This window comes from Hyphomonas sp. ske169 (assembly GCF_056850855.1).
On record NZ_CP096146.1, the window covers coordinates 2,603,983 to 2,627,829 of the forward strand.

22 protein-coding genes are annotated in these 23,847 nt (G+C 56.9%); 11 read left to right on the forward strand and 11 right to left on the reverse strand.

Translation table 11 applies throughout. The annotated features are described in order from the left end of the window. Nucleotides 1-117: 117 nt before the first annotated feature. The gene (locus MY069_RS12605) at nt 118-1,143 is read left to right on the forward strand and encodes a cell wall hydrolase (protein ID WP_482794139.1); all 1,026 of its coding nucleotides are present in this window, start codon (nt 118-120) and stop codon (nt 1,141-1,143) included. An 8-nt stretch (nt 1,144-1,151) separates the two neighbouring features. On the opposite strand, the gene MY069_RS12610 is transcribed toward MY069_RS12605, so the two are convergent. From MY069_RS12610 to nadA, 6 genes are all read right to left on the reverse strand, one after another. Further along, the gene (locus tag MY069_RS12610) at nt 1,152-1,961 is read right to left on the reverse strand and encodes an SDR family oxidoreductase (RefSeq protein ID WP_482794140.1); all 810 of its coding nucleotides are present in this window, start codon (nt 1,959-1,961) and stop codon (nt 1,152-1,154) included. Nucleotides 1,962-1,997: 36 nt separating this feature from the next. Beyond that, nucleotides 1,998-2,855, reverse strand: a complete 858-nt coding sequence (gene nadC, locus MY069_RS12615) for a carboxylating nicotinate-nucleotide diphosphorylase (protein WP_482794141.1) — start codon at nt 2,853-2,855, stop codon at nt 1,998-2,000. Further along, nucleotides 2,852-4,351 (reverse strand): L-aspartate oxidase, encoded by a 1,500-nt coding sequence (locus MY069_RS12620; RefSeq protein ID WP_482796707.1) that lies wholly within the window; start codon nt 4,349-4,351, stop codon nt 2,852-2,854. The genes nadC and MY069_RS12620 overlap by 4 nt, the downstream gene beginning before the upstream one ends. 62 nt (nt 4,352-4,413) lie before the next feature. Next, on the reverse strand, nt 4,414-4,854 hold the full coding sequence (locus MY069_RS12625) for a hypothetical protein (protein ID WP_482794142.1): 441 nt from the start codon (nt 4,852-4,854) through the stop codon (nt 4,414-4,416). Continuing rightward, nucleotides 4,854-5,306 (reverse strand): hypothetical protein, encoded by a 453-nt coding sequence (locus MY069_RS12630; protein WP_482794143.1) that lies wholly within the window; start codon nt 5,304-5,306, stop codon nt 4,854-4,856. Before MY069_RS12630 ends, MY069_RS12625 begins: the two co-directional genes overlap by 1 nt. 59 nt (nt 5,307-5,365) lie before the next feature. Then, nucleotides 5,366-6,514 (reverse strand): quinolinate synthase NadA, encoded by a 1,149-nt coding sequence (nadA, locus tag MY069_RS12635; protein WP_482794144.1) that lies wholly within the window; start codon nt 6,512-6,514, stop codon nt 5,366-5,368. A gap of 285 nt (nt 6,515-6,799) precedes the next feature. On the opposite strand from nadA, the gene MY069_RS12640 reads away from it, so the two are divergent. Then, nucleotides 6,800-7,135: a hypothetical protein gene (locus MY069_RS12640; protein WP_482794145.1), complete on the forward strand. Its 336-nt coding sequence runs from the start codon at nt 6,800-6,802 to the stop codon at nt 7,133-7,135. On the opposite strand, the gene MY069_RS12645 is transcribed toward MY069_RS12640, so the two are convergent. Next, entirely contained in the window at nt 7,132-8,940 is a 1,809-nt protein-coding gene (locus MY069_RS12645) for a DUF885 family protein (RefSeq protein ID WP_482794146.1), read from the reverse strand. The two genes, MY069_RS12640 and MY069_RS12645, sit on opposite strands and share 4 nt — an antisense overlap. An 89-nt stretch (nt 8,941-9,029) precedes the next feature. Here MY069_RS12645 and MY069_RS12650 point away from each other — a divergent pair, with 89 nt between their 5' ends. From MY069_RS12650 to MY069_RS12675, 6 genes are all read left to right on the forward strand, one after another. Further along, nucleotides 9,030-9,866, forward strand: coding sequence for a SapC family protein (locus tag MY069_RS12650; RefSeq protein ID WP_482794147.1), 837 nt, complete (start codon nt 9,030-9,032; stop codon nt 9,864-9,866). Between the two features lie 157 nt (nt 9,867-10,023). After that, on the forward strand, nt 10,024-12,282 hold the full coding sequence (locus MY069_RS12655) for a cytochrome c biogenesis protein CcdA (RefSeq protein WP_482794148.1): 2,259 nt from the start codon (nt 10,024-10,026) through the stop codon (nt 12,280-12,282). A 42-nt stretch (nt 12,283-12,324) separates the two neighbouring features. Next, a complete protein-coding gene (locus MY069_RS12660; protein WP_482794149.1) occupies nt 12,325-12,972 on the forward strand; it encodes a redoxin family protein in 648 nt (215 codons plus the stop codon). Further along, complete coding sequence (locus MY069_RS12665; RefSeq protein WP_482794150.1) at nt 12,950-13,321, forward strand: hypothetical protein; 372 nt, start codon at nt 12,950-12,952, stop codon at nt 13,319-13,321. The genes MY069_RS12660 and MY069_RS12665 overlap by 23 nt, the downstream gene beginning before the upstream one ends. A 73-nt stretch (nt 13,322-13,394) precedes the next feature. Continuing rightward, nucleotides 13,395-13,922 (forward strand): DUF7282 domain-containing protein, encoded by a 528-nt coding sequence (locus MY069_RS12670; RefSeq protein WP_482794151.1) that lies wholly within the window; start codon nt 13,395-13,397, stop codon nt 13,920-13,922. Nucleotides 13,923-13,943: 21 nt separating this feature from the next. Continuing rightward, the gene (locus MY069_RS12675) at nt 13,944-14,726 is read left to right on the forward strand and encodes an SDR family oxidoreductase (protein WP_482794152.1); all 783 of its coding nucleotides are present in this window, start codon (nt 13,944-13,946) and stop codon (nt 14,724-14,726) included. A 4-nt stretch (nt 14,727-14,730) separates the two neighbouring features. Here MY069_RS12675 and polA read toward each other — a convergent pair whose 3' ends face one another. Together polA and MY069_RS12685 are read right to left on the reverse strand one after the other, a co-directional pair. Next, the gene (polA, locus tag MY069_RS12680; protein ID WP_482794153.1) at nt 14,731-17,532 is read right to left on the reverse strand and encodes a DNA polymerase I; all 2,802 of its coding nucleotides are present in this window, start codon (nt 17,530-17,532) and stop codon (nt 14,731-14,733) included. Between the two features lie 126 nt (nt 17,533-17,658). Next, the gene (locus tag MY069_RS12685) at nt 17,659-18,771 is read right to left on the reverse strand and encodes a helix-turn-helix domain-containing protein (RefSeq protein WP_482794154.1); all 1,113 of its coding nucleotides are present in this window, start codon (nt 18,769-18,771) and stop codon (nt 17,659-17,661) included. A 157-nt stretch (nt 18,772-18,928) separates the two neighbouring features. Between MY069_RS12685 and MY069_RS12690 the strand changes: the two genes are divergently transcribed. Continuing rightward, nucleotides 18,929-20,260 carry an APC family permease gene (locus tag MY069_RS12690; RefSeq protein WP_482794155.1) on the forward strand — a complete coding sequence of 444 codons (1,332 nt, stop codon included), beginning with the start codon at nt 18,929-18,931 and terminating at the stop codon, nt 20,258-20,260. Nucleotides 20,261-20,440: 180 nt separating this feature from the next. On the opposite strand, the gene MY069_RS12695 is transcribed toward MY069_RS12690, so the two are convergent. Continuing rightward, nucleotides 20,441-21,670: a polyhydroxyalkanoate depolymerase gene (locus MY069_RS12695; RefSeq protein ID WP_482794156.1), complete on the reverse strand. Its 1,230-nt coding sequence runs from the start codon at nt 21,668-21,670 to the stop codon at nt 20,441-20,443. 172 nt (nt 21,671-21,842) lie between these two features. Here MY069_RS12695 and MY069_RS12700 point away from each other — a divergent pair, with 172 nt between their 5' ends. Together MY069_RS12700 and MY069_RS12705 are read left to right on the forward strand one after the other, a co-directional pair. Then, nucleotides 21,843-22,712: a GNAT family N-acetyltransferase gene (locus tag MY069_RS12700; RefSeq protein WP_482794157.1), complete on the forward strand. Its 870-nt coding sequence runs from the start codon at nt 21,843-21,845 to the stop codon at nt 22,710-22,712. Between the two features lie 155 nt (nt 22,713-22,867). After that, nucleotides 22,868-23,200 (forward strand): response regulator transcription factor, encoded by a 333-nt coding sequence (locus tag MY069_RS12705; protein WP_482794158.1) that lies wholly within the window; start codon nt 22,868-22,870, stop codon nt 23,198-23,200. A gap of 8 nt (nt 23,201-23,208) precedes the next feature. On the opposite strand, the gene MY069_RS12710 is transcribed toward MY069_RS12705, so the two are convergent. Next, on the reverse strand, nt 23,209-23,823 hold the full coding sequence (locus MY069_RS12710) for an SCO family protein (protein ID WP_482794159.1): 615 nt from the start codon (nt 23,821-23,823) through the stop codon (nt 23,209-23,211). Between the last annotated feature and the right edge of the window lie 24 nt (nt 23,824-23,847).

Below are 23,847 nucleotides of genomic sequence, written 5' to 3' on the forward strand. Positions count from 1 at the left end.
ATGCACACCTCTGAACAACATCCAAAGCGGCAAAAAAGAGCCGCGACGATAAGGAAAAGGTTTGAAACTTGCAGGGCGATGACGCTCGCAAGTGTGGTGGGAAAGCTTAAGACGATAATGACTGAATTATCCAGAAACCCGATGACGGGCACGACCGTGTCCGCGCGTATCAGCCGCTGGCTGCGTGCGCATGCGTCATCGCATGAGCGCAAGAAGGCGCTTCAGGGCGGCCTCGGCGCTGCTGGGTTTCTTGCGCTAGTTGCGTCTATGCCGATGATTTCTGGCTTTAATGCGAGCCAGCAAAACGAAGAACAGTTCCGCGATCGCAGTGTTCAGCTCGCTGAAATTCGCGAAGACCAAGTTGAAGTCAGCGCCGCGCTGACCGACAAATCTGCTCTGATGAGCCATGATTGGCTGCGTTTCGTTGAATATTCTCTCGAACGTGACCCAAGTTCTGCGCTCAGCCAGTACACAGCATTCGATCGCGATAAGGCCGCGATTAGCAGCCTGGTCACGTTGGAAGTGCCGAAACGCACCGATGCCGAAGAAATGCTGCGCCAGAAAGAATGTCTCGCGACCGCAGTCTATTACGAAGCGCGCAGTGAGACGACAGCCGGTCAGCTCGGCGTGGCTGAAGTGATCGTAAACCGCGTTAAAGATCACCGCTATCCAAACTCAATTTGTGATGTGGTGTACCAGGGCGCGACCCGGACAACCGGATGCCAGTTCACATTCACCTGCGACGGCGCCATGAACAAAGCGCCACGTGGCGCAAAATGGGACAAAGCCCAGACCATCGCGGCACATGTCATGATGGATCTGAACGAGCGTAAGACGGGCGGTGCCACGCATTACCACGCGACTTATGTAAACCCGGTATGGAATTCTGGCCTGATCAAGACCGGACAAATCGGTCTGCACATTTTCTATCGCTTTCCGCGCGGCAGCGAGTGGTCTGTCGCATCAGCGCGTCAAAGCGCTCGCTTAGCGCAACGCCGCGCCGGATTGCAGGCCGTGGCGCCAGCTGAAACGGCGGTTGAGGCAAAACCTGAAACGATCACGCCAGCGCCAAGCGAAGAAGCGACGGTTGCCAGCTTGAATACAAGCGTGCTTTCGACGATTGAATCTGCCGCAGGCGGCTGAGCCAGCTTTTAATCGCGCGGTGGTAATCCACTCAAAATCTGTTTTTTCATGCGGCCAGGCATAAAGCGCGCCGCGAACCTCGCCTGTTTAGCGCGTTTACCGGCCATATAGTGAACGTCTTTGCCATGCGCGGCTTCCCAGGCGGTCTCTGCCGCGAGTGATACCGGATAGACCTCTTGCCCGTTTTCGCGGATCTCATCGGCCATTTTGACGTTCGCGCCTTCGGTTAAGCCCATATCGAGAATTGGGGTGTCGATGAACCAGGGCATCAGGCTGGTGCACCGAATGCCGAGGCCTGAGAGTTCGACGTCTAGCGCTTCGGTCAGCCCGCGGACGGCAAACTTGGTCGCAGAATAGACCGCCAGGCGTGGAGAGCCGACGACTCCTGCTGTTGAGGCGGTGTTTACGATCCGCGCGTCATCCGTGTCCTTGAGCAATGGGAGGGCGGCATAAATGCCATTGATCACGCCCTTGACGTTCACATCGACGACGAGATCGGACTCTTCGGGCGGAATATCCTCGAACCACCCATGGCGACCAATTCCGGCATTGTTGAAGAGGACGTTCATCTTGCCGCCTGTCGCTTCGGAAAAGCCAGACATCGCCGCAGCCCAGTCATCTCGCTTGGTGACATCGAGCTTCGCAACATGGCAATTGTCCGCCCCGATCTCACCGGCAACGGAGGTCAGTCCAGTCTCGTCAATGTCATACAGGCCGCAAAACCAGCCGCGGGACTGAAACAGGCGGGCGGTTTCTGCGCCAATGCCAGAGGCGGCGCCAGTGATGAAGATCGACTTTCGTCCATTCGCATTGGCCATCTATTTCCTCCCGATTGATCGCTGTCTTGCGACAGGTCAGAGGATATCGAGACCCAGGTCAAGGTTTGACGCAGAGTGAGTGAGCGCGCCGGAAGAGATGTAATCAACGCCGGTTTCGGCTTTTGCAGCAACCTTATCGAGCGTGATCACGCCACTGGCTTCGGCCAGGCATTGGCCGTCTATCATCGCCACCGCTTCGCGCAATAGCGCGGGTTCCATATTGTCGAGGAGAACCGCGTGCGGCTTGTGGGGCAGGGCTTCGGCGAGCTGATCGAGCGAGTCGACTTCAATCTCGATCATCCGCAAATGCCCGGCATAGGCGTGCGCCCGCTTCAGCGCGTCTTCGATCGAGCCGCAAGCGGCGATATGATTGTCTTTGATCAAGATGGCATCATCGAGCCCATAGCGATGCGAAGTGCCGCCGCCGCACCGGACAGCTCGTTTCTCAACCGCTCGGTGACCTGGCGTGGTCTTGCGGGTGCAGACGATTTTAGCCTTGGTATGGGCGATGCGATCCGCAAATTGCGCGGTCAGAGAGGCGATGCCCGAAAGGCGGCCCATAAAGTTGAGCATGGTGCGTTCGGCGATCAGGATGGAGCGGGCGCTACCGGTCATCACCGCAACGACATCGCCAGGCGCCAGCGTATCGCCGTCATTCTTATGCAAGTCGAGTTTGGTGTCTGTATCGACCAGTTTCAGCGCATAAGCCGCAGCATCGAGGCCTGCGAGCCGCCCAGGCATCCTGGCGCGAATATGGGCCGTTAACTGGGTTCCGGGCGCAATCGTGGCATCAGTCGTCAGGTCTCCGGCGCGACCAAGATCTTCGGCCAGAGCGAGACGGACAATTGGCTCTAGAACGATGTCTGGGAGCGGCGGCGGAGCGATAAAGGTCATGTGGTCGTTTCCAAAACGGGTTTGAGGACGTCATCGCGCACCGCAAATGTGCGCTTAGGGTTTGACGTTTGGCCTGGGTGATCAGAGCGGAAGTGCCCGCCCCGGCTCTCGGCCCGGTCAAGCGCGGCCTGAGCGATGAGTTTTGAGGCGCATAGGGCGCGGGCGCCAGGGAATTCTATCTCAAGCTGCTCGAGCCGTTCCAGAAGCCCGGCCAGGCCGTTTCGATCGCGCACCACACCGCAATTTGCGGCCATGTCATGACGCAAGGCTTGGAGCGCTTCATCTGACAGCTCCACCGGCAGCTCTGCGCTGCTATTGCCGGGTGTCACCAAATTGGCTTCGCGCAACCGGTCAGCGATCCGCGCTGCCATCACCACGGCTTCTAGTAGAGAATTGGACGCGAGCCGGTTTGCGCCATGAGCCCCGGTGCTCGCGCATTCTCCGCAGATGCTGAGCCCGTTGAGGCTCGATCGTCCCCACGTATCCGATAGGATGCCGCCCATATGATAGTGCATCGCTGGCGCGACAGGGATCACAGTCTCCCGCGGATCAATGCCAGCGGCCATGCAGGCGGCGAACACAGTTGGGAAATGGTCTTTGATGTCGGCGCCGATCGTGGCCCGGGTATCGAGAAAAGTTTTGCGACCGGCAGAAATCTCAGAATGGATGGCGCGGGCCACTTCATCGCGCGGGGCGAGTTCGGCATCTTCGTGATAGTCCGCCATAAATGGCCGGTCCTCAGCATTGACCAAGATTGCGCCTTCTCCGCGCAAGGCTTCGGTTGCCAGCGGTGAGGGGTCGAGCCCGACATCCATCGCGGTGGGGTGGAATTGGACAAATTCAGGGTCGGCGATCACCGCGCCTGCACTAGAGGCCATGGCGAGCGCATCGCCGCGCGCTTGCGGCGGGTTGGTTGTCACTCGGAACAGGCCTCCCGATCCGCCAGTGCACAAAACGGTCTGCGGACTGGTAAAAGTCGAGATCCGTCCACGCCGATCTTTTAAGACCGCGCCTGCAATCCGCCCATGATCATCTTGCAGTAGGCCGACTGCTTTAGCGTGCTCGATCAGCTGGATATGACCGGCGGCTTTCACCGCTGCTGTGAGGGCGCCCATGATCGCTTTTCCAGCAAGATCGCCTGCGACACGCGCCACACGCGGGTGGGAGTGAGCGGCTTCGAGACTCAGTGCCAATTGTCCGTCTGGCGTGCGATCAAACGGCACGCCCAGCGCGATCAAGTCGCGGACGCGTTTAGGCCCGTCTTCAGCGATTAGTTTTGCGATGGCCGGATCCACCAAGCCAGCCCCGGCCGCGACTGTGTCGGCGGCATGCTGCTCAGGACTATCTTGCGGATGGAGCGCGGCCGCCAATCCGCCTTGTGCCCAAGCAGAGGAAGCGGCTTGCCCAAGCGGCGCAGGCGAAATTACCGTGCACGGGCGCGGCGCCAGGCGTAAGGCGAGGAAGAGGCCAGCAAGGCCCGCTCCCACAATCAAAATGCGCGCATCGCCTGCAGGAGCAGTGGCGGTAAAACGTTCGGGCCGAGGCCCGCTAGATCGGTTCAAGAAATGCCCCTTTCGGCGCGCACCCATTCAGCGGGTTTCGCCATTCCAGAACTCACCAAGGCGCCATGCATGCGCGCTGACGATTCAATGGTCAGGGTGAAATTGTCTGGGTAGTAAAATTGGCTTTCATTGCCGCTCACAAATTCAACGATCCGGCAGCGAACTGAAAGCTGATTGCCAAGCTGCGAAGCGGCACATTCCTGGCGGACGAGATAGTCTTCTTCCAAACCGATACAGCTTTGACGGGCGGTCACCTCGCCTTGAAACCGATCCTCGCCAGTTTTCTCTAAATAGGCTTGGCCGCCAAACTCGCACTCTTCGGCGATGTTGGCTTCAAACGTCCAATGTCCGGCAATATTGGTATCAGCGACCCCGGCCTCGGCGAAAGCTGGCAGTGCAATTAGGCATGCAAGAAGACCGGTCGCCAAAGCTCGCATTAGGAAATGCCATCCTCAGAGCGGCGAAATTCAACCGGCGCGGTCGCAGCAGAGACCAAAGCGCCCCACATCCGAGATTGATCCTGGATGGTTAGGCTGAAATTGTCCGGGACATAGATCAGCCCCTCAACCTTTTGCTCAAGCATTTCTTTGATTTGAGACCGGATCGAGACTTGATTGCCAAACCGGCGGGCTTCGCATTGTTGCAAGACCACTGACCGGCCCCACATTGAGCAAACCTCAACCGCGGTAAGTTCGCACTCATAGAGACCTTCGCCAGGATGCGAGCTGAGCCGCATCGTGCCCGTCATAATGCACTGGCCCTGGCGATAGGGTTTGGTTTGGAAACTCCAAGATCCGAGCACATCGGTTGGGTCTTTGGTGTCTGCATGCGCCGGCAATAGGCAAAGCGACATTAGACCTGCGAACAGCGTTGTTACCCACTTCGCCATAACTCTCTCCTGTCTCACTCCAGCTTCACCTTAGCCGCGCTTGTGGCGGCGACAAGACGTTACGATGGTGAAATTACTTCAATCTCCATCGGCGCCAAGCCGGTTTCGAAGGCCAGTGGGCTTGCCATTTTCGGCAGATCCAGCATCGCATCGATCGCCGCTTTCGCTTTGACGCGAACGCTCTCTTCGATCGTCACTTCATGCTTCATTTCGGTCAGGCATTCGAGAATGTTCTCGAGCGTGATCCGCTTCATGTGCGGGCAAAGATTGCAGGGACGCACAAAATCGACGCCTGGATTCTCGGATGCAACATTGTCCGACATTGAACACTCGGTCAGCAGAACGACTTTTGCGGGCCGCTCGTCTTTGACATAGTTGGCAAGCGCGGCAGTCGATCCAGCAAAGTCGGCGCTTTCTAGAACGTCCGGTGGACATTCCGGATGCGCCAGAATGACAACGCCTGGATGCGCTTCACGCAAAGCTTCGACATCGTCTGCGCTGAACAGCTCATGCACTTCACATGCGCCAGGCCATGTCATGATGCGGATATCGGTCTGGGCCGCGACATTTTTCGCCAGATACTGATCCGGCACCAATATCACTGTGTCTGTGTTCCATTCCTTCGCAACCGCCTCAACCACTTGCGCGGCGTTCGAGCTGGTGCAGGTAATATGGCACTCAGCCTTCACATCCGCGGTCGTGTTCACATAGGTGACGACCGGATAGTCAGGATAGCGCTCTTTGATCAGGCGAACATCATCGCCAGTGATGGAACTCGCGAGCGAACACCCGGCCTCGAGGCTCGAAATCAGGACAGTTTTGCTCGGGGCGAGAATCTTGGAGGTCTCGGCCATGAAATGAACGCCGCCCTGGACGATAATGTCGGCTTCGACATTCGCCGCTTCGCGCGCCAATTGCAGGCTGTCACCGCGAAAATCGCCAACCAGGCGGAAAATGTCCGGCGTCATATAATTGTGCGCGAGAATGACGGCGTTCTTCTCGGCTTTCAGATCATTGATCGCGGCGACCAATGGTGCCACGGCGGGCCATTCCATTGGCGTGATAAAATCGCTGACAAGCGGGTAGAGGTGATCGGTCTTCGCTTTGACGTCTTCGTCATAGGCGAGCCCGGTTTCTTCAGCGACGACAGTGCCGCGCAAAGGAGTAGGGGTCGGACATCCGGGTCCTGCATCGATCAGTCTTGCCATTTCAGCCTCCTGTTATGCTCAACTTGAGCATTATATGGGCGCGAGGATACCTACCTTCAAGACTTCGCGCTTCGATTACGTAAAAAGCCTCACGCCTCACCCTTATGCTGCGGGTGAGCAAAAGCCCTGTAGTACAAAACCATCCACAGAGCAAGTCGCGGCCCCCCTAGGGAGCACAGGCCTTAGGCGCCTATCCGAGCGCGCCGTTAAGACCTTGTTAACGATAAACTTCTTGCATGAGAACAAAAGAGGAATATAAAGATGTGAACACAAGGAGAACAAGCGATGCGTGAAGTGAAGTTTCGAGGGCGGTCAGGGAAGGCCTATTCATTTGTTAGAATGGCGCCGAACGCGCCATGGGCACGAGAAGCCGGTGTGGCGCTGTTTGCAGCGCAAGGACCGTTTGGCTGGCGCGTAGTTCGGCTCACGACGTTGCGGGGCCGCCTGCATGATGTGCAGCCAATCTGGGCTTGGGCGGATGCGGAACGTTATGGCGCGCGCACAGTGTTTGTGATGCGTGAGATTGATCCACAAGACCGTGCGGCAGCGCTTGAAGATCTCGCGGCTGGACTAAACCCTGTTCTAGAACATGCGCAGGCAGACCTCGCGCTCGCGGCCTAATTGGCCAAGCGCTCGCCATACCAAGCCTCGATATCCTTCTCGATCATATCGAGCGGACGGGGCCCTTCTAGGATCAATGTGCGCTGAAACTCGGCTTCTGAATATTCAGCCCCAAGAACCGCTTTGGCGCGTTCTGACAAGGCTTCCAGGCGATGCAGCGCCACCCGGACTGCCGTTTGATGTCCCGGACGTGCCGCAATCCTAAGCACCAATTGTTCTGCAATGGCCGGATCAAGCGCGGTCATTTCTGCCACATACGCAACCGCCTCAACGTGTGTCCATCGCTCCAAATGAAGACCTGTATCGGTGGCCGCGAGGCTGGCTTGGATGAGATCAATCGACCGTCTCGCAACCCGATCGACTGGTGTGACTGGCGGGCGCCCATTATTTGTCTCGGCGTTCCAAATATAGAGGCGCCACCCATCAACAATGCCGGGATATTCAAGCAGGGCGCGTAAAGGCTGTTGGTCCGTTCGAGCAGCCGTCCACCAAGCGGCATAAGGTTCGGACTGCCAGAACGTATCGAAGGCATGCAATGCTAGGGTCTGAAAATCAAAGCTTGGTGCCTCAGCGATTTCCGCCCACTCGGAGCGCGGCGCGAGCGCTTCCAGCGGAAGAAGGATATCGGCAGCGACCTCTTCTATCGTGGCCGCTGGCAAAGGATCGGCAGCGTAAAACGCTTCAAACCAGGTCAGTCTTTCCGCGAACGTGTCCGGCACCACAGGTTCGGCGGTTGGTTCAGCGCCCTCTTCAATCGGCGGCGGCTGCAGCGCGCGGTCGATTTGTTCGCGCAACGTGGCCGCGTCTTCGAGATGTCGTTCATGCAAGCGTTCTATGCTAATCGGCTCGCCAGTTGCGGCTTTCAAAATGCCTTCAAACAGATCTTGGCCAAGCGGTTGGGCCCAGACGCCCAATCGGTCAGAGCTCGAACCGGCGGCTTCGGAGAGGGTCTCAATTAGGGCGCGATAGGCGGGGCGCAGGTTTTGCGCCACTTCCTCGTCCACCACCGCGACAAAAGCTGCGCGATCTTCCAGCTCAAGATCCGGTACATCTAAGGTCAGGAGATCGAAAACAGCGGAAATCTCATCGAGCGAACCCGTTTCGAGGTCGGCCATTTGGTCGAGCCGGTCTCGAAGTTCCGCTGACAAAGAAAGCGGGATGCGGAGGCCAGCCATCTGGTCAGCGATCACCCGCCGCCGTGTGTCTTGCAGCGCGGCGCTCAGGCTCTGGAGTCTCGTCACAAAAGCCGTCGCTTGTTCAACTGTGGTGATCGATTGCCGAAACGCCAAAAGATTGGGCCCCTCGATCCAAATGCCGGAATAGGGATCGATCGCATATGGGCGCATGGTTTGATAATTGAAGCGCCCATAGCCGAGCTGTTCGAGCGAGATCAGATCCAAGAGCGCGCGTTCTGCGATGGCAAGATCATCAATCAAAGGGTGCTCGTCCGGAAGGCGAGGCCGTTGGCGCAGCCGCTGTAATAACTCGATCCGGACCAGGCGCCGTCTTTCGAACCCTGCTTGCGAATGATTGTCCAAGGCAAAGCTTGTGGCTGGACCCAGCGTCTGTTCCAGGCCTAAACGGCTCGCAGTCTCTGGTGATAGGGCGAGTTCGGTTTGCAAAAAGTCAGACGCGATGGCTTGGGATTGTGCAATCGCGCGGCGTTCGGAGAGCGAGTCGCCATTGCCTTGGCTGCAGGCAGAAAGCGGCAGCGCGATGCCCAAAAGGGCGCCGATTAATCCGAGCCGGAACGATCGCGCGGTACGCTTTTGCCTCTGGATTGGCCGTAGGAAAGTATGAAACATTCGCAACAGCTGCATTCCTTACGCGACTCCCTGTTGTCGGGCTTAGCCATTTCCGTTACACCCCGCCAGTCTATTTAGCGGAGTGACCCGTGGAAAATTCACCGACCCCACAAGATCCAGGTTTGACTGGAAATGTACTGTTCTACAAGAACCCTCAACCTCTAAACCCTGAGCAGCATGCCGGGCTGGGGGTTAAAACCATCGAACAACCGTTCGGTTTTTTGCGCACCGCGCACGCTGTGCCTGTGACCGTTACTGAATTTGGTATGGCCTCAACCGCCTATCCCATCATTTTTGTCGGCGATGACTATACGCCTGTGGCCGTGATGGGCGTAAACCAAGGGCAGAACGTGTTTGTTCGCGAAGACGGCAACACAGAGGTCGACTATTATGTCCCGGCCTTCGTGCGCCGCTATCCTTTCGTGTTCGCGAATGATGATAATGGAGATCGCCTTCTGCTCTGTATCGATCGCGATGCACCAATGGTGACCAATCAGCCAGAAGTGCCGCTGTTCGAAAATGGCGAGCCGAGCGCGTTCACGCAAAACGCTATTGAGTTTTGTAAGGAATTCGAACGTCAGCGCCGTTCGACCAGTGAGTTCACTAAAATCATCCGTGAGATGGGCTTGTTTGAGCAGAAGTCTGTTGCGTTCCAACCACGCGATCAGCAAGGCAACCCGCAAGGTGAGCAGCAAAAGATCGCAGATTATTGGGCCGTTGATGAGAACAAACTCAACGCCTTGAGCGATGAGCAGTTCAAAGAATTGCGGGCCAATGGCGCTCTGGGCGCAATCTATGCACACATGATTTCGCTTCTAAACTGGCAGCGCGTCATTCAGCGCGCCATCGCGCAGCAAACCCAAGCGGCTGCTGCCGCGCCTGCAGCTGCGGCACCTGCAGCGCCAACTGCACCGGGCGCTTTCTAAGCGTCTGTTTCGCATACCAATTTCAACAGGGCGGTTCTTTAGAGCCGCCCTGTTTTCGTTTTCGGGGCTAAAAAGCGAAATCACATCCTCGCGAGCGGGCTTCCACCTATGTTATATGTGTATATCAACCGCGATAATTAGACATCGGGCCGACTCAATGACGTTTCTTCGCAGTTTCGTATTCTTCCTTCTCACCGCTGTGTTTGGTGGGACCTTGGTTGCCGCGCAGCCCGTTGATGGCGGTCATGCGCGGGTCGAGCTGATCTCCGAACGCGCCCTTGCCGTGCCAGGCGAAACGGTGTGGTTCGGCCTATCCTTCGAGATAGATCCCAAATGGCACGTCTATTGGATCAATCCTGGCGATGCGGGTATTCCGCCTGAAATCACTTGGCGAGAACGCGGCGGCCTCGCAGAAGACAGGATTGGCGCATTTGAATGGCCGCTTCCAGAATTGCTGCCTGTGGTTCCTGGCCAGATCATGGATTATGGCTATTCCGATCAAGTCGTTCTGCCCTTCGCGGTAACTCTGCCTGAGGACGTGGAAGGGCCCCTCGTCTTTGAAGGCGTCGCTGATTATCTGATTTGCGAAGATATTTGCATTCCTGAGAGCGTCGACATTCGCTTGATGCTGTCGGTCGGCGCTGGACAAATCCCCGACACGCGGGCCTCAGAGCTCATTCAAGCGGCGCTCGCGCAAGTGCCGCCGGAATTTCCAGGTGACGTGAACCTCAGCCAAGAAGGCGATAGCTGGGTCATGTCACTCGCGGCCGCAGAGGTCGCTGGTCAGACGGGCGAGGCGCGTTTCTTCCCGTATGGTCATGAAATCATCCATGCTGCAGACCAGGTCGCGAGCTTTGGCGATGCGGGGTTTAGCTTATCGCTCACTCCGGACGGCGCCGATGCTGCCCTCCCAGAAGCCCTGTCCGGTGTCGTCATTCTGGGCGATGCGGCCTTCGAAGTCTCCACCACATCGGGCGCGATTCTGCCTGGGACGCGCTCAGCCGGAACCGGCGCGTTAAGTGGTTCGGGCGGGACGAGCCTGCCGCTCTTAATGGCATTCGCGCTGATCGGCGGGTTGATCCTCAATCTGATGCCGTGCGTGCTCCCGGTCTTGTCGATCAAAGCGATGGGACTGGTCTCATCTGCGGCGAATGGACAAGCCGCCGAGGCCCGCGCGCATGGCCTTTGGTACACGGCCGGTGTGTTGGTGAGTTTCGGCGTCTTGGCGGCGGCTATCCTCAGCGTGCGCGCGGCTACTGGGATCGCGATCTGGGGTTTTTGGCTACAAAACCCGATCCTCGTCACCGCGTTGATCTTAGTCATCTTCTTGATCGGTCTTTGGTTGCTCGGCTTGTTTGAACTCGGCACCTCGGTGCAAAGCGTTGGCTCAGACCTCGCGGCGAAACAAGGCAGCGCAGGCGCGTTCTTTACGGGCGTGCTTGCGGCGGTGGTCGGAGCGCCTTGCACCGGGCCGTTCCTAGGCGCAGCGCTCGGCGCGGTGATGACGCAGCCCGCGGTGAATGTCGTTCTGGTGCTGCTGACCATGGGGCTTGGGATGGCGCTGCCTTTCTTGCTCCTCTCCTTCTCGCCAGGACTGCAAAAGTTCATGCCAAAGCCGGGTGCGTGGATGGAAACGCTCAAACAAGTCTTCGCCTTTCCAATGTTCCTCACGGCCGCTTGGTTATTGTCTGTCTTGGGCGCTTTGGCCGGGTATCGCATGGCCGCTATGGTGGTTGCGGGCGCTGCGTTGATCGCCTTCGGCATATGGGCACTCAAGTCCGCCGGGCAGGGCGCGAAATCCATTCTGCTTTCTGTGCTTGGACTGGCGATCATCATACCCGTCTTTGGTCTAATCTCAGCCACGAGTTCCATGGAAGTGGTGATTGGTCTGGCTTGGCTCGTTGGCATGATCGCGGCTTTCGTTGTGATTGCTCGCTTGGGAGAAGGGGTCGCGTCGCGCTTGGCCAAAGGTCTCGCCGGATTGGCGATCGTAGCGGGCTTGATTTGGCCGTTGGCTCAGGCCCGCACAGCCCTCGCCTCAGATGCTCCAACCGAAGCCTATGCCGCGAAATACGAGACCGAAGCCTGGTCGCCGGAACGGGTTGCGGAACTGACGTCGGAAGGCCGCGCCGTGTTTGTGGATTTCACAGCAGAATGGTGCGTGACGTGCCAAGCCAATAAGTTGCAAACCTTGCAAACCCAGCCTGTCACGGATGCGTTCGCGGCTGCGGATGTCGCGTTCTTGGTGGCAGATTTCACCAATGGCGACAAAACCATCGCGCTCGAATTGCAAAAACATAATCGCGCAGGTGTGCCGATGTATCTTTGGTATGCGCCGGGACAGACCACGCCAGAAGTTTTGCCAGAATTACTCTCTATCGATCTTGTAACCGGACTTGTTGAACCAGCGAGCTAAAGTAAGTTATTCGCCATCGTATAAATAACAGGGAACCATGTTATGATTGCACTCACACGAAGAAATCTCGGCCTGGCAGCGGGCATGGCAACCGCGGTTGCGCTGACGGCTGGATCGATGATTGCGTTCACCGCGGATGCGGCACCGGTCAGCGGCGAGTCTGCGCCCATTTTCGTTGATTATGATACAGCATCAGGCGAGCAAATTTCGCTCGGCGATTTTGCGGGCAAAACGGTTGTCATGGAATGGACCAATCATGACTGCCCGTTCGTGGTGAAACACTATTCTGAGCCTGTGAAAAATATGCAGACCTTGCAAAGCGATGCTGCGGGCGATGATATCGTTTGGCTCCAAGTCATATCATCTGCGCCAGGCAAACAAGGTCATCTTGAAGCAGACGCCGCAATCGCGAAAAATGTAGAGCGCGGCGCCAACCCGACTTATACCATTCTCGATCCTGAAGGGTCTCTCGGACGGGCTTATGATGCGAAAACAACTCCGCATATGTATGTGATCAATGGTGCGGGCACGCTTGCCTATCAGGGCGCGATCGACTCGATCCGCTCGACCAAAATCGCCGATATCGACAAAGCGACCAATTATGTGACAGCGGCGCTGACGGCTGTTGCGCAAGGCGGAATGCCTGAGGTCACGAGCGCCAAACCTTATGGCTGTTCGGTCAAATATTAAATCAATTGCCCAGTTCGCAGAAAAGCCGTTCCTGATTGGAGCGGCTTTTTATTTGAGTTGTCGTCCATTCGCGGGACAGCCGAATCAAAACCCGCGACTTAAGGTCAACCTGGAACAAGCTTCTGGGGACTTCACCATTTCGAACGTCATAAAGCTTCGAGACTTTATTCGACCGCGCCGTCAGCTTGATCGCGAAGAGATGAAACTCATCGCTGATTATTTAGACCTTTTGCGAAAAACCAGTGAAGAGACGCGCGCGCTCTCAACGGAAACCGCACACGAATTCAACAAAGCGTTGGGTCTCGCAGAAGCCGCGCTCCGGCGCGCGCGGGCAGAATTAGAGGCCTAATCAGGCAGGACTCTACTTCCTGGCAAATCCGGCTTAGGGTCATCCCGAAGATAAATAAGGGAGCTCTAATCACATGACGAAAATCGCTTTTTCTATTCTCGCAGCGGCAACCATGACAGTCGCCTGCGCGACCGCGCAAGAGGCACCTGCCGCGCCCCAGATGAGCATTGGGAATGGCGAGGCCAATGCGATTATTGTGGACGGACTATCGCTTGTGGAAGGTGAGACGACCTTCTCTGAAGTCCGAGTCGATGGCGATGCGGTGAAGTCTTTCCGCGGTACATCGACAGCGATTTCCTTTCCAGAAGTGACGATCGAGAAAAGCGGCTGGGTCGTTTTACACCCCGTCATCGATGGCCGACCAGATGGCGATATGGTGTCTGGATTCACCTATGTCGGGGCCGGGACGCACGAAAATGTGGAGATCCAGGTCAATCACCCCGCAGACCCTGGCGACAAGTTCCTGGTCATGCTGCACAGTGATGTCGACGAAGATCGGGTATTCGATTTTGTCTTCGTAGAAGACGGCATCAATGTCGAAGATCGTGCGGTTTTCGAAGGGATGCGAATGATCGCGCACGTTTTTGCGGTCCCTGAATAATCCGCGATTGGAGGAGCTCTCATGCAATTATCGAAAGACACACCAGCAATTGTCACCGGCGGCGCCTCAGGTCTTGGCCGGGCGACCGCGGAGGCCTTCGCTGCGGCGGGCGTCCCGGTGGCGATCTTTGATATCAATGATGAAGCCGGTGAAGCCGTCGCCAAAGCGATTGGCGGCAGCTTCCATCACGTAAATATCCTTGATGAAGACTCCGTCGTGGCGGGTTTTGAGGCGGCGCGCGCCGCGCAAGGCCAAGAGCGGATCTGTGTGCACTGCGCGATGGCGTCGACCCGCGGCAAGACGCTTGCTTTCGACAAGGAAACAGGCGGCTATAAGAAGCTTGATACCGAGACCTATGCCAAAGGCGTCGAAGGCGTCTTGGTCGCCTCGTTCCGAGTGGCCTCACACGCAGCACTGGGTATGTCTGGTCTCGAGCCGATGGAGGATGGCGAGCGCGGCGCGATCACGATGACGGCCTCAGTTGCGGCCCAAGACGCGCAAATCGGCCAAATCGTCTATGGCTCCGCCAAAGCTGGCGTGAATGGGCTGGTGCTGCCCATGGCGCGCGATTTGATGAATATTGGCATTCGCGTCAATTCGATCATGCCGGGCATTTTTGCGACGCCGCTCATGCTCGGCGCGCCACAGCCAGTGCTCGACAGCCTTGCGGCCTCGGTGCCGTTCCCGAAGCGGCTGGGCAAACCCGAGGAGTTCGCTTCGCTCGCCTTGGAGCTTGCCCGCAACGGCTATTTTAACGGCCAATGCCTGCGTCTGGACGGGGCTATTCGAATGGCCCCGCGCTGAAGGCTTAATGCGCCTCGGCCCAGTTCATTCCGGTGTCCGCTTCGACGACCAGTGGGACGCTTAGGCTGAGGGCTGGGAGCGGGGCGCGTTCCATTGTTTTGCAGACGACTTGGATGGTTTGCTCCGCTTCATCCTCTGGCGCCTCGAAGATCAATTCGTCGTGCACTTGCAGGAGCATTTTAGCTTTCAGTCCGGCTTTGTCCAAAGCGCTTGGCATTTGGATCATCGCGCGTTTGATAATGTCGGCGGCAGAGCCTTGGATCGGCGCATTGATCGCTTGGCGCTCGGCAAATCCGCGCTGCGGGCCTTTCGACTTGATGCCTTTGAGGTGCAAGACCCGGCCAAAGATCGTCTCGACCCGTTCATGCTCGGCTGCGTATTTCTTGGTCTCATCCATATAGGCTTTGATGCCCGGGAAGCGTTTGAAATAGGTCTTGATATAGGCGCTGGCTTCGTCGCGCGGGATCGAGAGCTGGCGCGCCAGACCAAAGGCTGAGATGCCGTAAATGATGCCAAAATTGATCGCTTTGGCGCGGCGGCGGATCATCGGATCCATGCCTTCGATTGGCGTGTCGAACATTTCGCTCGCCGTCATTGCGTGAATGTCGAGGCCTTGGTTGAACGCGTCTTTCAGCGCGTCAATGCCGGCAATATGAGCGAGGAGGCGAAGTTCTATCTGGCTATAGTCGGCGCTGATCAGAACATTGCCGGGCTCTGGGATGAAGGCTTCGCGGATCTTGCGGCCTTCGTCTGTGCGGATCGGAATGTTTTGCAGGTTGGGATCATTTGAAGAGAGCCGTCCGGTCTGCGCGCCGGTCATGCCATAATTGGTGTGGACGCGGCCGGTGCGCGGGCTGATCTGTTGCTGCAGGGTCTCGGTATAGGTGGAGCGCAGTTTCGAAACGGTCCGCCAATTGATCACCGCCCGCGGGAGATCGTGCCCTTCGGCGGCCAAATCTTCGAGAATGTCTGCGCCGGTTTGCCAGGCGCCAGTCTTGGTCTTTTTGCCGCCTTCAATGCCCATCTCATCGAACAAGATCTCGCCGAGCTGTTTCGGAGAACCGAGATTGAACTCACGACCTGCTAATTCATAGGCCTCAGCCTCATAGCGGGCCATGGATTGGCTGAAATCGGCTGACAGGCGCGAAAGATGATCGCGATCAACTTTGATCCCATTGGCCTCCATGTCGGCAAGGACAGGGACCAGAGGGCGCTCCAGCGTTTCATAGACGGTGGTGACATGCTCTTTGTGGAGACGGGCTTTGCCATCGAGCCAGAGCCGCAGCGTCACGTCTGCATCTTCCGCCGCATATTCGGTCGCGCGGTCGAGCGGGACACGGTCAAAGGTGATTTGCTTTTTCCCGGTGCCGCAGACGTCCTTGAAGCTCAGCGGTGTGTGGTGGAAATAGCGCTCAGACAGCTCGTCCATGCCGTGATTGTGCATGCCGGCATTCATCACAAAGCTGAGCAGGATCGTGTCATCCATCGGCGCGACGCGGATACCGTAGCGCGCCAGAACGGTGACATCATATTTGAAATTATGGCCGATCTTGAGAACGGAATCATCCTCAAACAGGGCTTTTAGCGCCTCAAGGGCCTTATCCATATTGATCTGGCGCGGCGGATCGATGCCGAACATATCATCGGTCGCGGCAGATGGATCGCTGTCGGGATCAACATGGGCGAGCGGGATATAGCAGGCCTCACCGGGCGCGAGCGCCAGCGACACGCCGACCAGGCCGGACTCGTGGGCGTCCAAAGCGTCGGTTTCGGTATCGACCGCGACATAGCCTTGCGCTGTGGCGCGAGCGATCCAGTCTTCCAGAGTGTCAAAATCGCGGACACAGGTATAGGCGCTGCGGTCGATTTGAACTGGCTCGTCTTCAATGGCCTCATCGAGCGTGCCCTCGAGCTCAAACGTTTCTTTGACCCGGCGCGTGATCGTGCGGAACTCCATCCGCTCCAAGAAATCGATCAGTGTTTTCGGGTCCGGATCGGCGACGGCGAGTTCTTCGAGCGGGACGTCCACCGGCACATCGACTTTCAAAGTCACCAGATCGCGCGACATGCGGATTTGGTCGGCATTGTCGATCAGAGTTTGGCGGCGTTTGGGCTGTTTGATCTCTTCCGCGCGCGCGAGCAGGCTGTCCAAGTCGCCATATTCAGTAATCAAAGTCGCCGCCGTCTTCACGCCAATGCCCGGCGCGCCTGGAATATTGTCGACGCTGTCGCCGGCGAGTGACTGAATGTCGATGACTTTGTCCGGTCCGACGCCGAATTTCTCAACCACTTGATCATGCCCGATATGCTTATTTTTCATCGTGTCGAGCATGGAGATTTTGTCAGTGACCAGCTGCATTAGATCCTTGTCTGAGGAAACGATGGTCACCCGCGCGCCTTTGGCTTCGGCTTGGCGCGCATAAGTCGCCATCAAGTCATCGGCTTCATAGCCTTCCAGCTCGAGGGCATGGGTGTGGAAGGCGATCGCCGCCTCGCGGACCAATGGGAATTGTGGGCGCAAATCTTCCGGCGGTTCAGACCGGTTGGCTTTATAGTCCGGGAACATCTCATTCCGGAACGTATAAGACGACTTATCGAACACACAGGCGAAATGGGTCGGGCGATCATCGCCTTTCAGATCTTCAAGTAGTTTCCAGAGCATGTTGCAGAAGCCGGACACGGCGCCGACCGGCAATCCATCTGAGGCACGGGTCAGCGGCGGCAGCGCGTGATAAGCGCGAAAGATATAAGCGCTTGCATCAATCAAATAGAGATGGCTGTCGGAATTGATCGGGGCGCTCGGCATTGGTTCGTCCTTGTGTGACGGACGAGTATTAGCGGCGAGTCGGGTCTGAGGGTAGGGGGCGGCCGAGTTTTGCAGCGCGCCTTTGCGAGAAAGTTGAGGATATTGGCTGATCAGCCCCGCATGACTTTACGCCGGTTCGAGTGTTTCGGTCGCAGCACCCGAGTTGGCGGTGCAATGTTTGAGCAGCGTCGATTGAGAACAGGTTTGGATCGGCGGCTCGTTTTTCAACAATGCCGTCTGCTGCGCGAAAGGCTGGTTTGCCAAGGGTTCCATGGGATAGTCGATTTCAGGCGCACCTGAGAGGCTGAGCGAACTTGGCGCGACCCCAAAATGGTCTCTCACCATGCGCGTGAAACCCGAATTGGAATTAAAGCCCCATTTCTCAGCGATTTCGGCGATTCCGCCTCGTTTGATCGGGTTGTTCGAGATCTCAGCCACGGCGCGAAACACGCGTCGATCATTTATGTATCGACGAACACCACCGACCGATTCGAACATCCGATACAAAGACGCTCGAGAGACGCCGAATTCTGAAAGCAGAGTCGAAACGTTGAGATCGGGAGAGGATAGGTCACGTTCTATTCTGGCGCGGATGAGATCACGCAGGGCATTGCTGTATTGGCGCCTGATATCGAGGTCGTCTTGCGCTGTTCCAAGCGCCGAACGGAGGCAGGCTATTAATCGATCCAGCCGAGCCAATTCAAGCCGATCAAAGTTGAAGAGCTGGTCAAATATTGCTGTGAACTCAGCAGCGAGCGCGCGCCCATTGGGGCTGTCCGCTGCAAGTTGAATAAGCGGCGCATGAAGGTCAGGCGTGTAACCGAGCAGTCTTTTGGGGATGAACATCCCCTGCACGGTGGTCGGAAACTGAATACAATCAACCCGCTGTGCTTGGTCAAACAAATAGATCGAACCCGGGTCGCGATCTAAGCTTACATCTCCGAATTGCCCGCGGACGCCGCCAGCCAAATAGCGATGAACGAAGATCAAATGGGCGCCATTCTCAGCTTGAGACTTGCGCCTTGTGATTGCGACTGCGTCATTGGTGGTCTGCGTAAACAAGACGTCTTGCCCAAACCAAGCGTTCGATATGTAGCGTCCTGTGAACCCGTCCCATTTGATCGGGGTCATATCGTAAAGGGGGACTGTGCTGGCGCGCATGAACTCCGTCGTGCCGGTTGCGAAACGCTTCTGTTCGGCCGAAAATTCGATACCGGATAGGGTATTCGAAGCGTGCACCTTGTCCTCCCAATTACGTGCGCGACTCCACTATAAGAGACACAGAGACATAAAAACATTGTCACAGTGTCTCAAAATGCGGTGGATAACAAGGAATCCGGGGTGTCCTAGAACGGAGAGTGGACAAGGCCCGCCTCCGCTCTTTAAGCCAGACTCGATGAAAACCTTCTTTTCTCCACGGACAGCGCTCGCGGTCGTCGTCGCCAATATGATCGGTACCGGTGTGTTCACCAGTCTCGGTTTTCAGCTGGTGACCTTACAGTCTGGGTTTGCGCTGATCATGCTTTGGGTTGTCGGCGGTGTGGTCGCGATCTGTGGAGCGCTGTCTTATGCTGAGCTTGGCGCCGCCCTGCCGCGATCAGGCGGCGAGTATAATTTCCTCGGCCGCATCTATCATCCTGGGGCTGGCTTTGTGTCCGGCTGGGTTTCTTCGACGGTCGGGTTTTCCGCGCCGGTGGCGCTGGCGGCAATGACGTTTGGCGCCTATACCAGCTCGTCCCTTTTGCCAGAGGCATCTGAAGACGTAACTCGCTGGACTGAGCGAGGTCTCGCGATCGCGCTGATCGTCCTATTGACGCTCATTCATACTCGTCAGAGGGACACAAGCGGACGGTTTCAGACAGTCTTCACAGCGATCAAAGTCGCGGTCATTCTGATCATCAGCGCGGCGGGCTTGATCATGGTGGCCGACTATCAACCGGTCAGCTTTTTGCCTGCGGCAGGCGATATAGGTGCCGTCACATCGGGCGCATTTGCGGTATCGCTGATCTATGTGAGCTATGCCTATACGGGCTGGAATGTCGCGACCTATTTGACCGATGAATTGGAGACACCGCAACGCAGCTTGCCGCGCGTTTTGTTCGCCGGCGCGTTCGGCGTCATGCTGCTCTATATTTTGCTCAATGCGGTCTTCTTGCTAACCACACCTACGGACCTGATGGTCGGCGAGGTTGAAGTCGGGGTGATTGCCGCAAGGCATGTGTTTGGACAGGCTGGGGCGATGTTTACCGGCGCGGTTTTGGGCGTTCTGTTGATCTCAACCGTCTCCGCCATGACCATCGCTGGTCCACGCGTTTTGCAAGTGGTGGGGCAGGATATCAAAGCCTTCCGTTTTTTGGCGAGATCGAATGCTGACGGGATGCCGACCACCGCTGTCTTAGTACAATCGGGCCTGGCTTTGCTGTTCGTAATTACCGCGACCTTTGATCAGGTACTGGTGTTTGCGGGTTTTACGCTCGCACTGAATAGCCTGTTTGCGGTGCTGGGCCTGTTCATCCTTCGTTGGCGCCAACCTGAGCTTGAACGACCGTTCCGGGTGCCGCTCTATCCTTGGCTGCCGCTGATATATCTGGCGCTGACGGTCTGGACCTTGGGCTATGTCGCGATCGAGCGGCCTCAAGAGGTCGCTGTGAGTATTGGATTGATTATCACTGGAGCGGTTATTTACGGTCTGAGCCGGTCGCGTACTTCAACTGTGGAAGGAACGTAGAGACGCGTCCAGCTCAGACCGATCACCCGAGTTCGCCGTCATGGACGACGATCAGGATTTTTTTAGAGCGCACCCCTGCATCGGTTGCGCTTCATCGCGTTATCGCGACAGGCTCCAACTGCAAATCCAGCACAGTTGGACAAGGCTGTAACTAAGTAGAACGCCGTAATCTGCTAGGGGTCAAAGCCCAGCTATCATGTCTTGAAACGCATTGATTCGGGGCACGATTTCATCGTTGAACCGGCGGCCATTGAAGACCCCATAATGTCCCACACCGGGTTGGATGTAATCGATCTGCATCTTTTCCGGGATGCCTGAACACAGATCATGCGCCGCTTGGGTTTGGCCAATGCCAGAAATATCGTCTTTTTCACCTTCGACCGTCATCAAGCCGACGGTTTTAATCGCGCCTGGATTGATCAAGCGCTCGCCGCGATAGCGGAAGGTGCCGCGGGCCAGCCGGTGTTCCCGGAAGACGCGCCGAATCGTTTGCAGGTAAAATTCTTCGGTGAGATCGAGCACAGCCAGATATTCATCATAGAAGGCGCGGTGCTTTTCGGCGCTGTCTTCATCACCCTCGACCAAATGATCGAAGAAGCGCGCCTGGGCATCGACATGCCGATCCCAGTTCATGTGCATGAAGCTGGTGAGCTGAACAAAGCCTGGATAGACCCGTCGCATCATGCCCGGCCAGGGGGCGGGCACGGTGTAAATCATCTTGTCTCGGAACCATTCAAAGCCGCGCTCTTCGGCGAGCAGGTTTGGTACGGTTGGCGATTTGCGGGCATCAATCGGTGACCCCATAAAAGTCATCGTGGCTGGCAGAGCTGGGTCACCGTCTTCGGCCATCATCGAAATCGCCGCGAGCGCTGCAGGGCCGGGCTGACAGACCGCGACCACATGCGCGCCGCCGCCAATATGTTGCAGCGCTGAGCGGACATGATCGATATAATCATCAAGATCAAATCGCCCAAACCAGACCGGCGCCATTTTGGCATCTGTCCAGTCGGTGATGTAGACCTCATGGGTCGGCAAAAACGCTTCAACTGTGCCACGCAAGAGGGTTGCAAAATGGCCGGATAGCGGTGCGCAAATCAGAAGGCGTGGCCGGCCTTTCGGCGCGCCTTGTGTCGCGAAGTGGACCAGGTTGCACCACGGGGTCGACCACGAGGTTTCGGGCACAACGGCACAGGTTTTTCCGCCAATCTCTGTGCTCGGAATTTGCCATTCGGGCTTGCCATAATAGCGCGTGGCCCGTTCAAACACGCTGCTCGCTGCATGGGCCGAGCGTCCTAGACTGGTTTTTGAAAACGGGTTGAGCGGGTTTTCCAGTGCTTGCATCGTGCCTTTTGCCAGCAATCGCATGGGCGCAAGCGCGGCGCGGTTCATTTCAACAAACGTGTACAGCATGTGGGCCCAATCCCGTATTTGGTGCAGTGCAACATAGTGCGCAGGGTTAGTAAAGCCAACCGAACACCCCAGTCAGGAGAATTGCGTACAGGAATTACGCCGCACAGATCGAGGGCATTGCCGCTCAAAAGTCTTAACCAATTGTGAAGCGTTTCAACCACAAGTTTGCAAAATGTCCGATATCGTCTTGCCTTTGACCCAGTCTCTTGCGTTCGAGCGCACTTGTCAGGCCTTAGATTTGCCGGTCACGCGCTTTGAAGGCGCGAATGGCTCGTGTTTAGTTCAGAGCCGGAAACTTCCCCTAATCGGCGCGTTTCATCTTCTCTCGCGCGGGCCTGTGGCGGTTGATGCGGAGACCGGATCTGCGCTCCTGGCAGACGTGCGCCGCACCCTATCCGGCCCCTTAGTGGTGAACGCTCCGTACATTGACGGGCGCGGGCCCGGCGGTTTGCAGATCGCCAAAGGCGCTGAGCTTGCAATTGTGGACCTTGATGACGCGGATCAGATGCGGGCGCGCCTCCACCAAAAATGGCGCAATCAGCTGAAAAAAGCCGAGCACGCGCCGATCACCGTAATTGAACAAGCGCTTGATGACACGCGGCACAAATGGTTCTTCCAAGCCGAAGCTGCGCAACAAAAATCGCGCAAATATCGCGCCTATCCAGCTGGTTTCCTTTTGGCTTTCGCGAGCGCCAATAAAGGGCAAGCGCGATTGTATACTGCGCTCGAGAACGGAAATCCCATCGCAGGGATGCTGGTTCTAAAACATGGGCGGATGGCGACGTATCAAGCCGGTGTGACCACGGATGCAGGCCGGCGGCATTGTGCGCATAATCGTCTCCTCTGGCAGATCATGTGCGATCTTCGTCGGCGCGGAATAGATCAACTGGACCTGGGGCGGGCGGATTTGAACGAGGGGTTGCGCCGGTTTAAACTTGGTAGCGGGGCGCGGATTGAGCGGCTTGGCGGTAGCTTTTTGTTTCATTCTTGGTTCGCCCCACGGGGCAAACCGCAAAAACTGTGTGTCTCAACCGGCGGATAAAGCCGCCTATTTTCTTATAGTCGCTAAGACGGCAGCGCTAATACTTCGGTTTTTATCCAAATTGCTGCGAAATTTCAGCATCAAAAACAGTATAGTGGCAGGACTTGCTGTCTATTCCGCTTGTCTCAGTGGCGGAACAGAGTAAGCGCGCGGTCATGAAATTTGATATGGTAAATTCTGTGGTCAGTGACGATGACCAAGAACGGAGCGAGTTTCGCGTTGGAAACTATACGCTGCAACTGCATCGCTCGTGCGATAAAACCCGGAAACATTTGCGTCTGTCACAGCGCGAGTTCGAATTACTTATGTGGATCGGAGCCGGGCTGAAAAAGCGAGAGATTGCGGGTCGCATGGGCGTTACGACCGCCACCGCCGATACATTCCGTCGCCGCGCTTATGCGAAACTTGGCGTAAGCTCAGGTTCAGCCGCAGTCGCGATCATCTCAGCCCATTTGGCCGGAACAGAGGTCGAGGCGATTACGGCCTAATCGGCGCTCTATCCAATATGTTGAACAAGGCATTCGGCGACATAGTCCGGATTCGCATCCGCTTCGGCGAAGAACGTCTTTAGCTCCCAGTTCTCGTCCATCAAGTAGAGCAGGGATGTGTGATCCATCGTATATTCCGCCAGGCTGTCGGGGGTCTCAATCCGCTCATATTGCGCGATGAAGGCGTCTGCGGCCGCAGCAATCTCTTCTTGTGTTCCGGTTAGGCCGACCAGATTGTCTGGAAAGGCGGCAGTTGAGACATATTCCGCCAAGGCTTCCGGCGTGTCGCGTTCGGGATCAACCGTGATCAAAAGGGTTTGCGGCGGCTCAATATTGTCCGGCAGCGCGTCATATGCGCGGTTCAGCGCCACCAATGTGCCGGGGCAAATATCGGGGCAGAATGTGAAGCCGAAATAGATCAGCGTCGGCGCGCCTTTATAAGTTTCCTCAGTCACCCGCTCGCCCGTATGTGAGATCAGGCTGATCGGCCCGCCAATTGTGTCATAGGCGCGGGTCATGCATCCCGCTGCCGCGCCGCCAGCCGACGGCGTCGATGAAGACGGATTACAGGCGGCCAGTGCAAGACCTGCAAGTCCGAGTGAGACAGACTGAATCAGTTTCATGAAGTCGTTATGTGCAAACTAGCG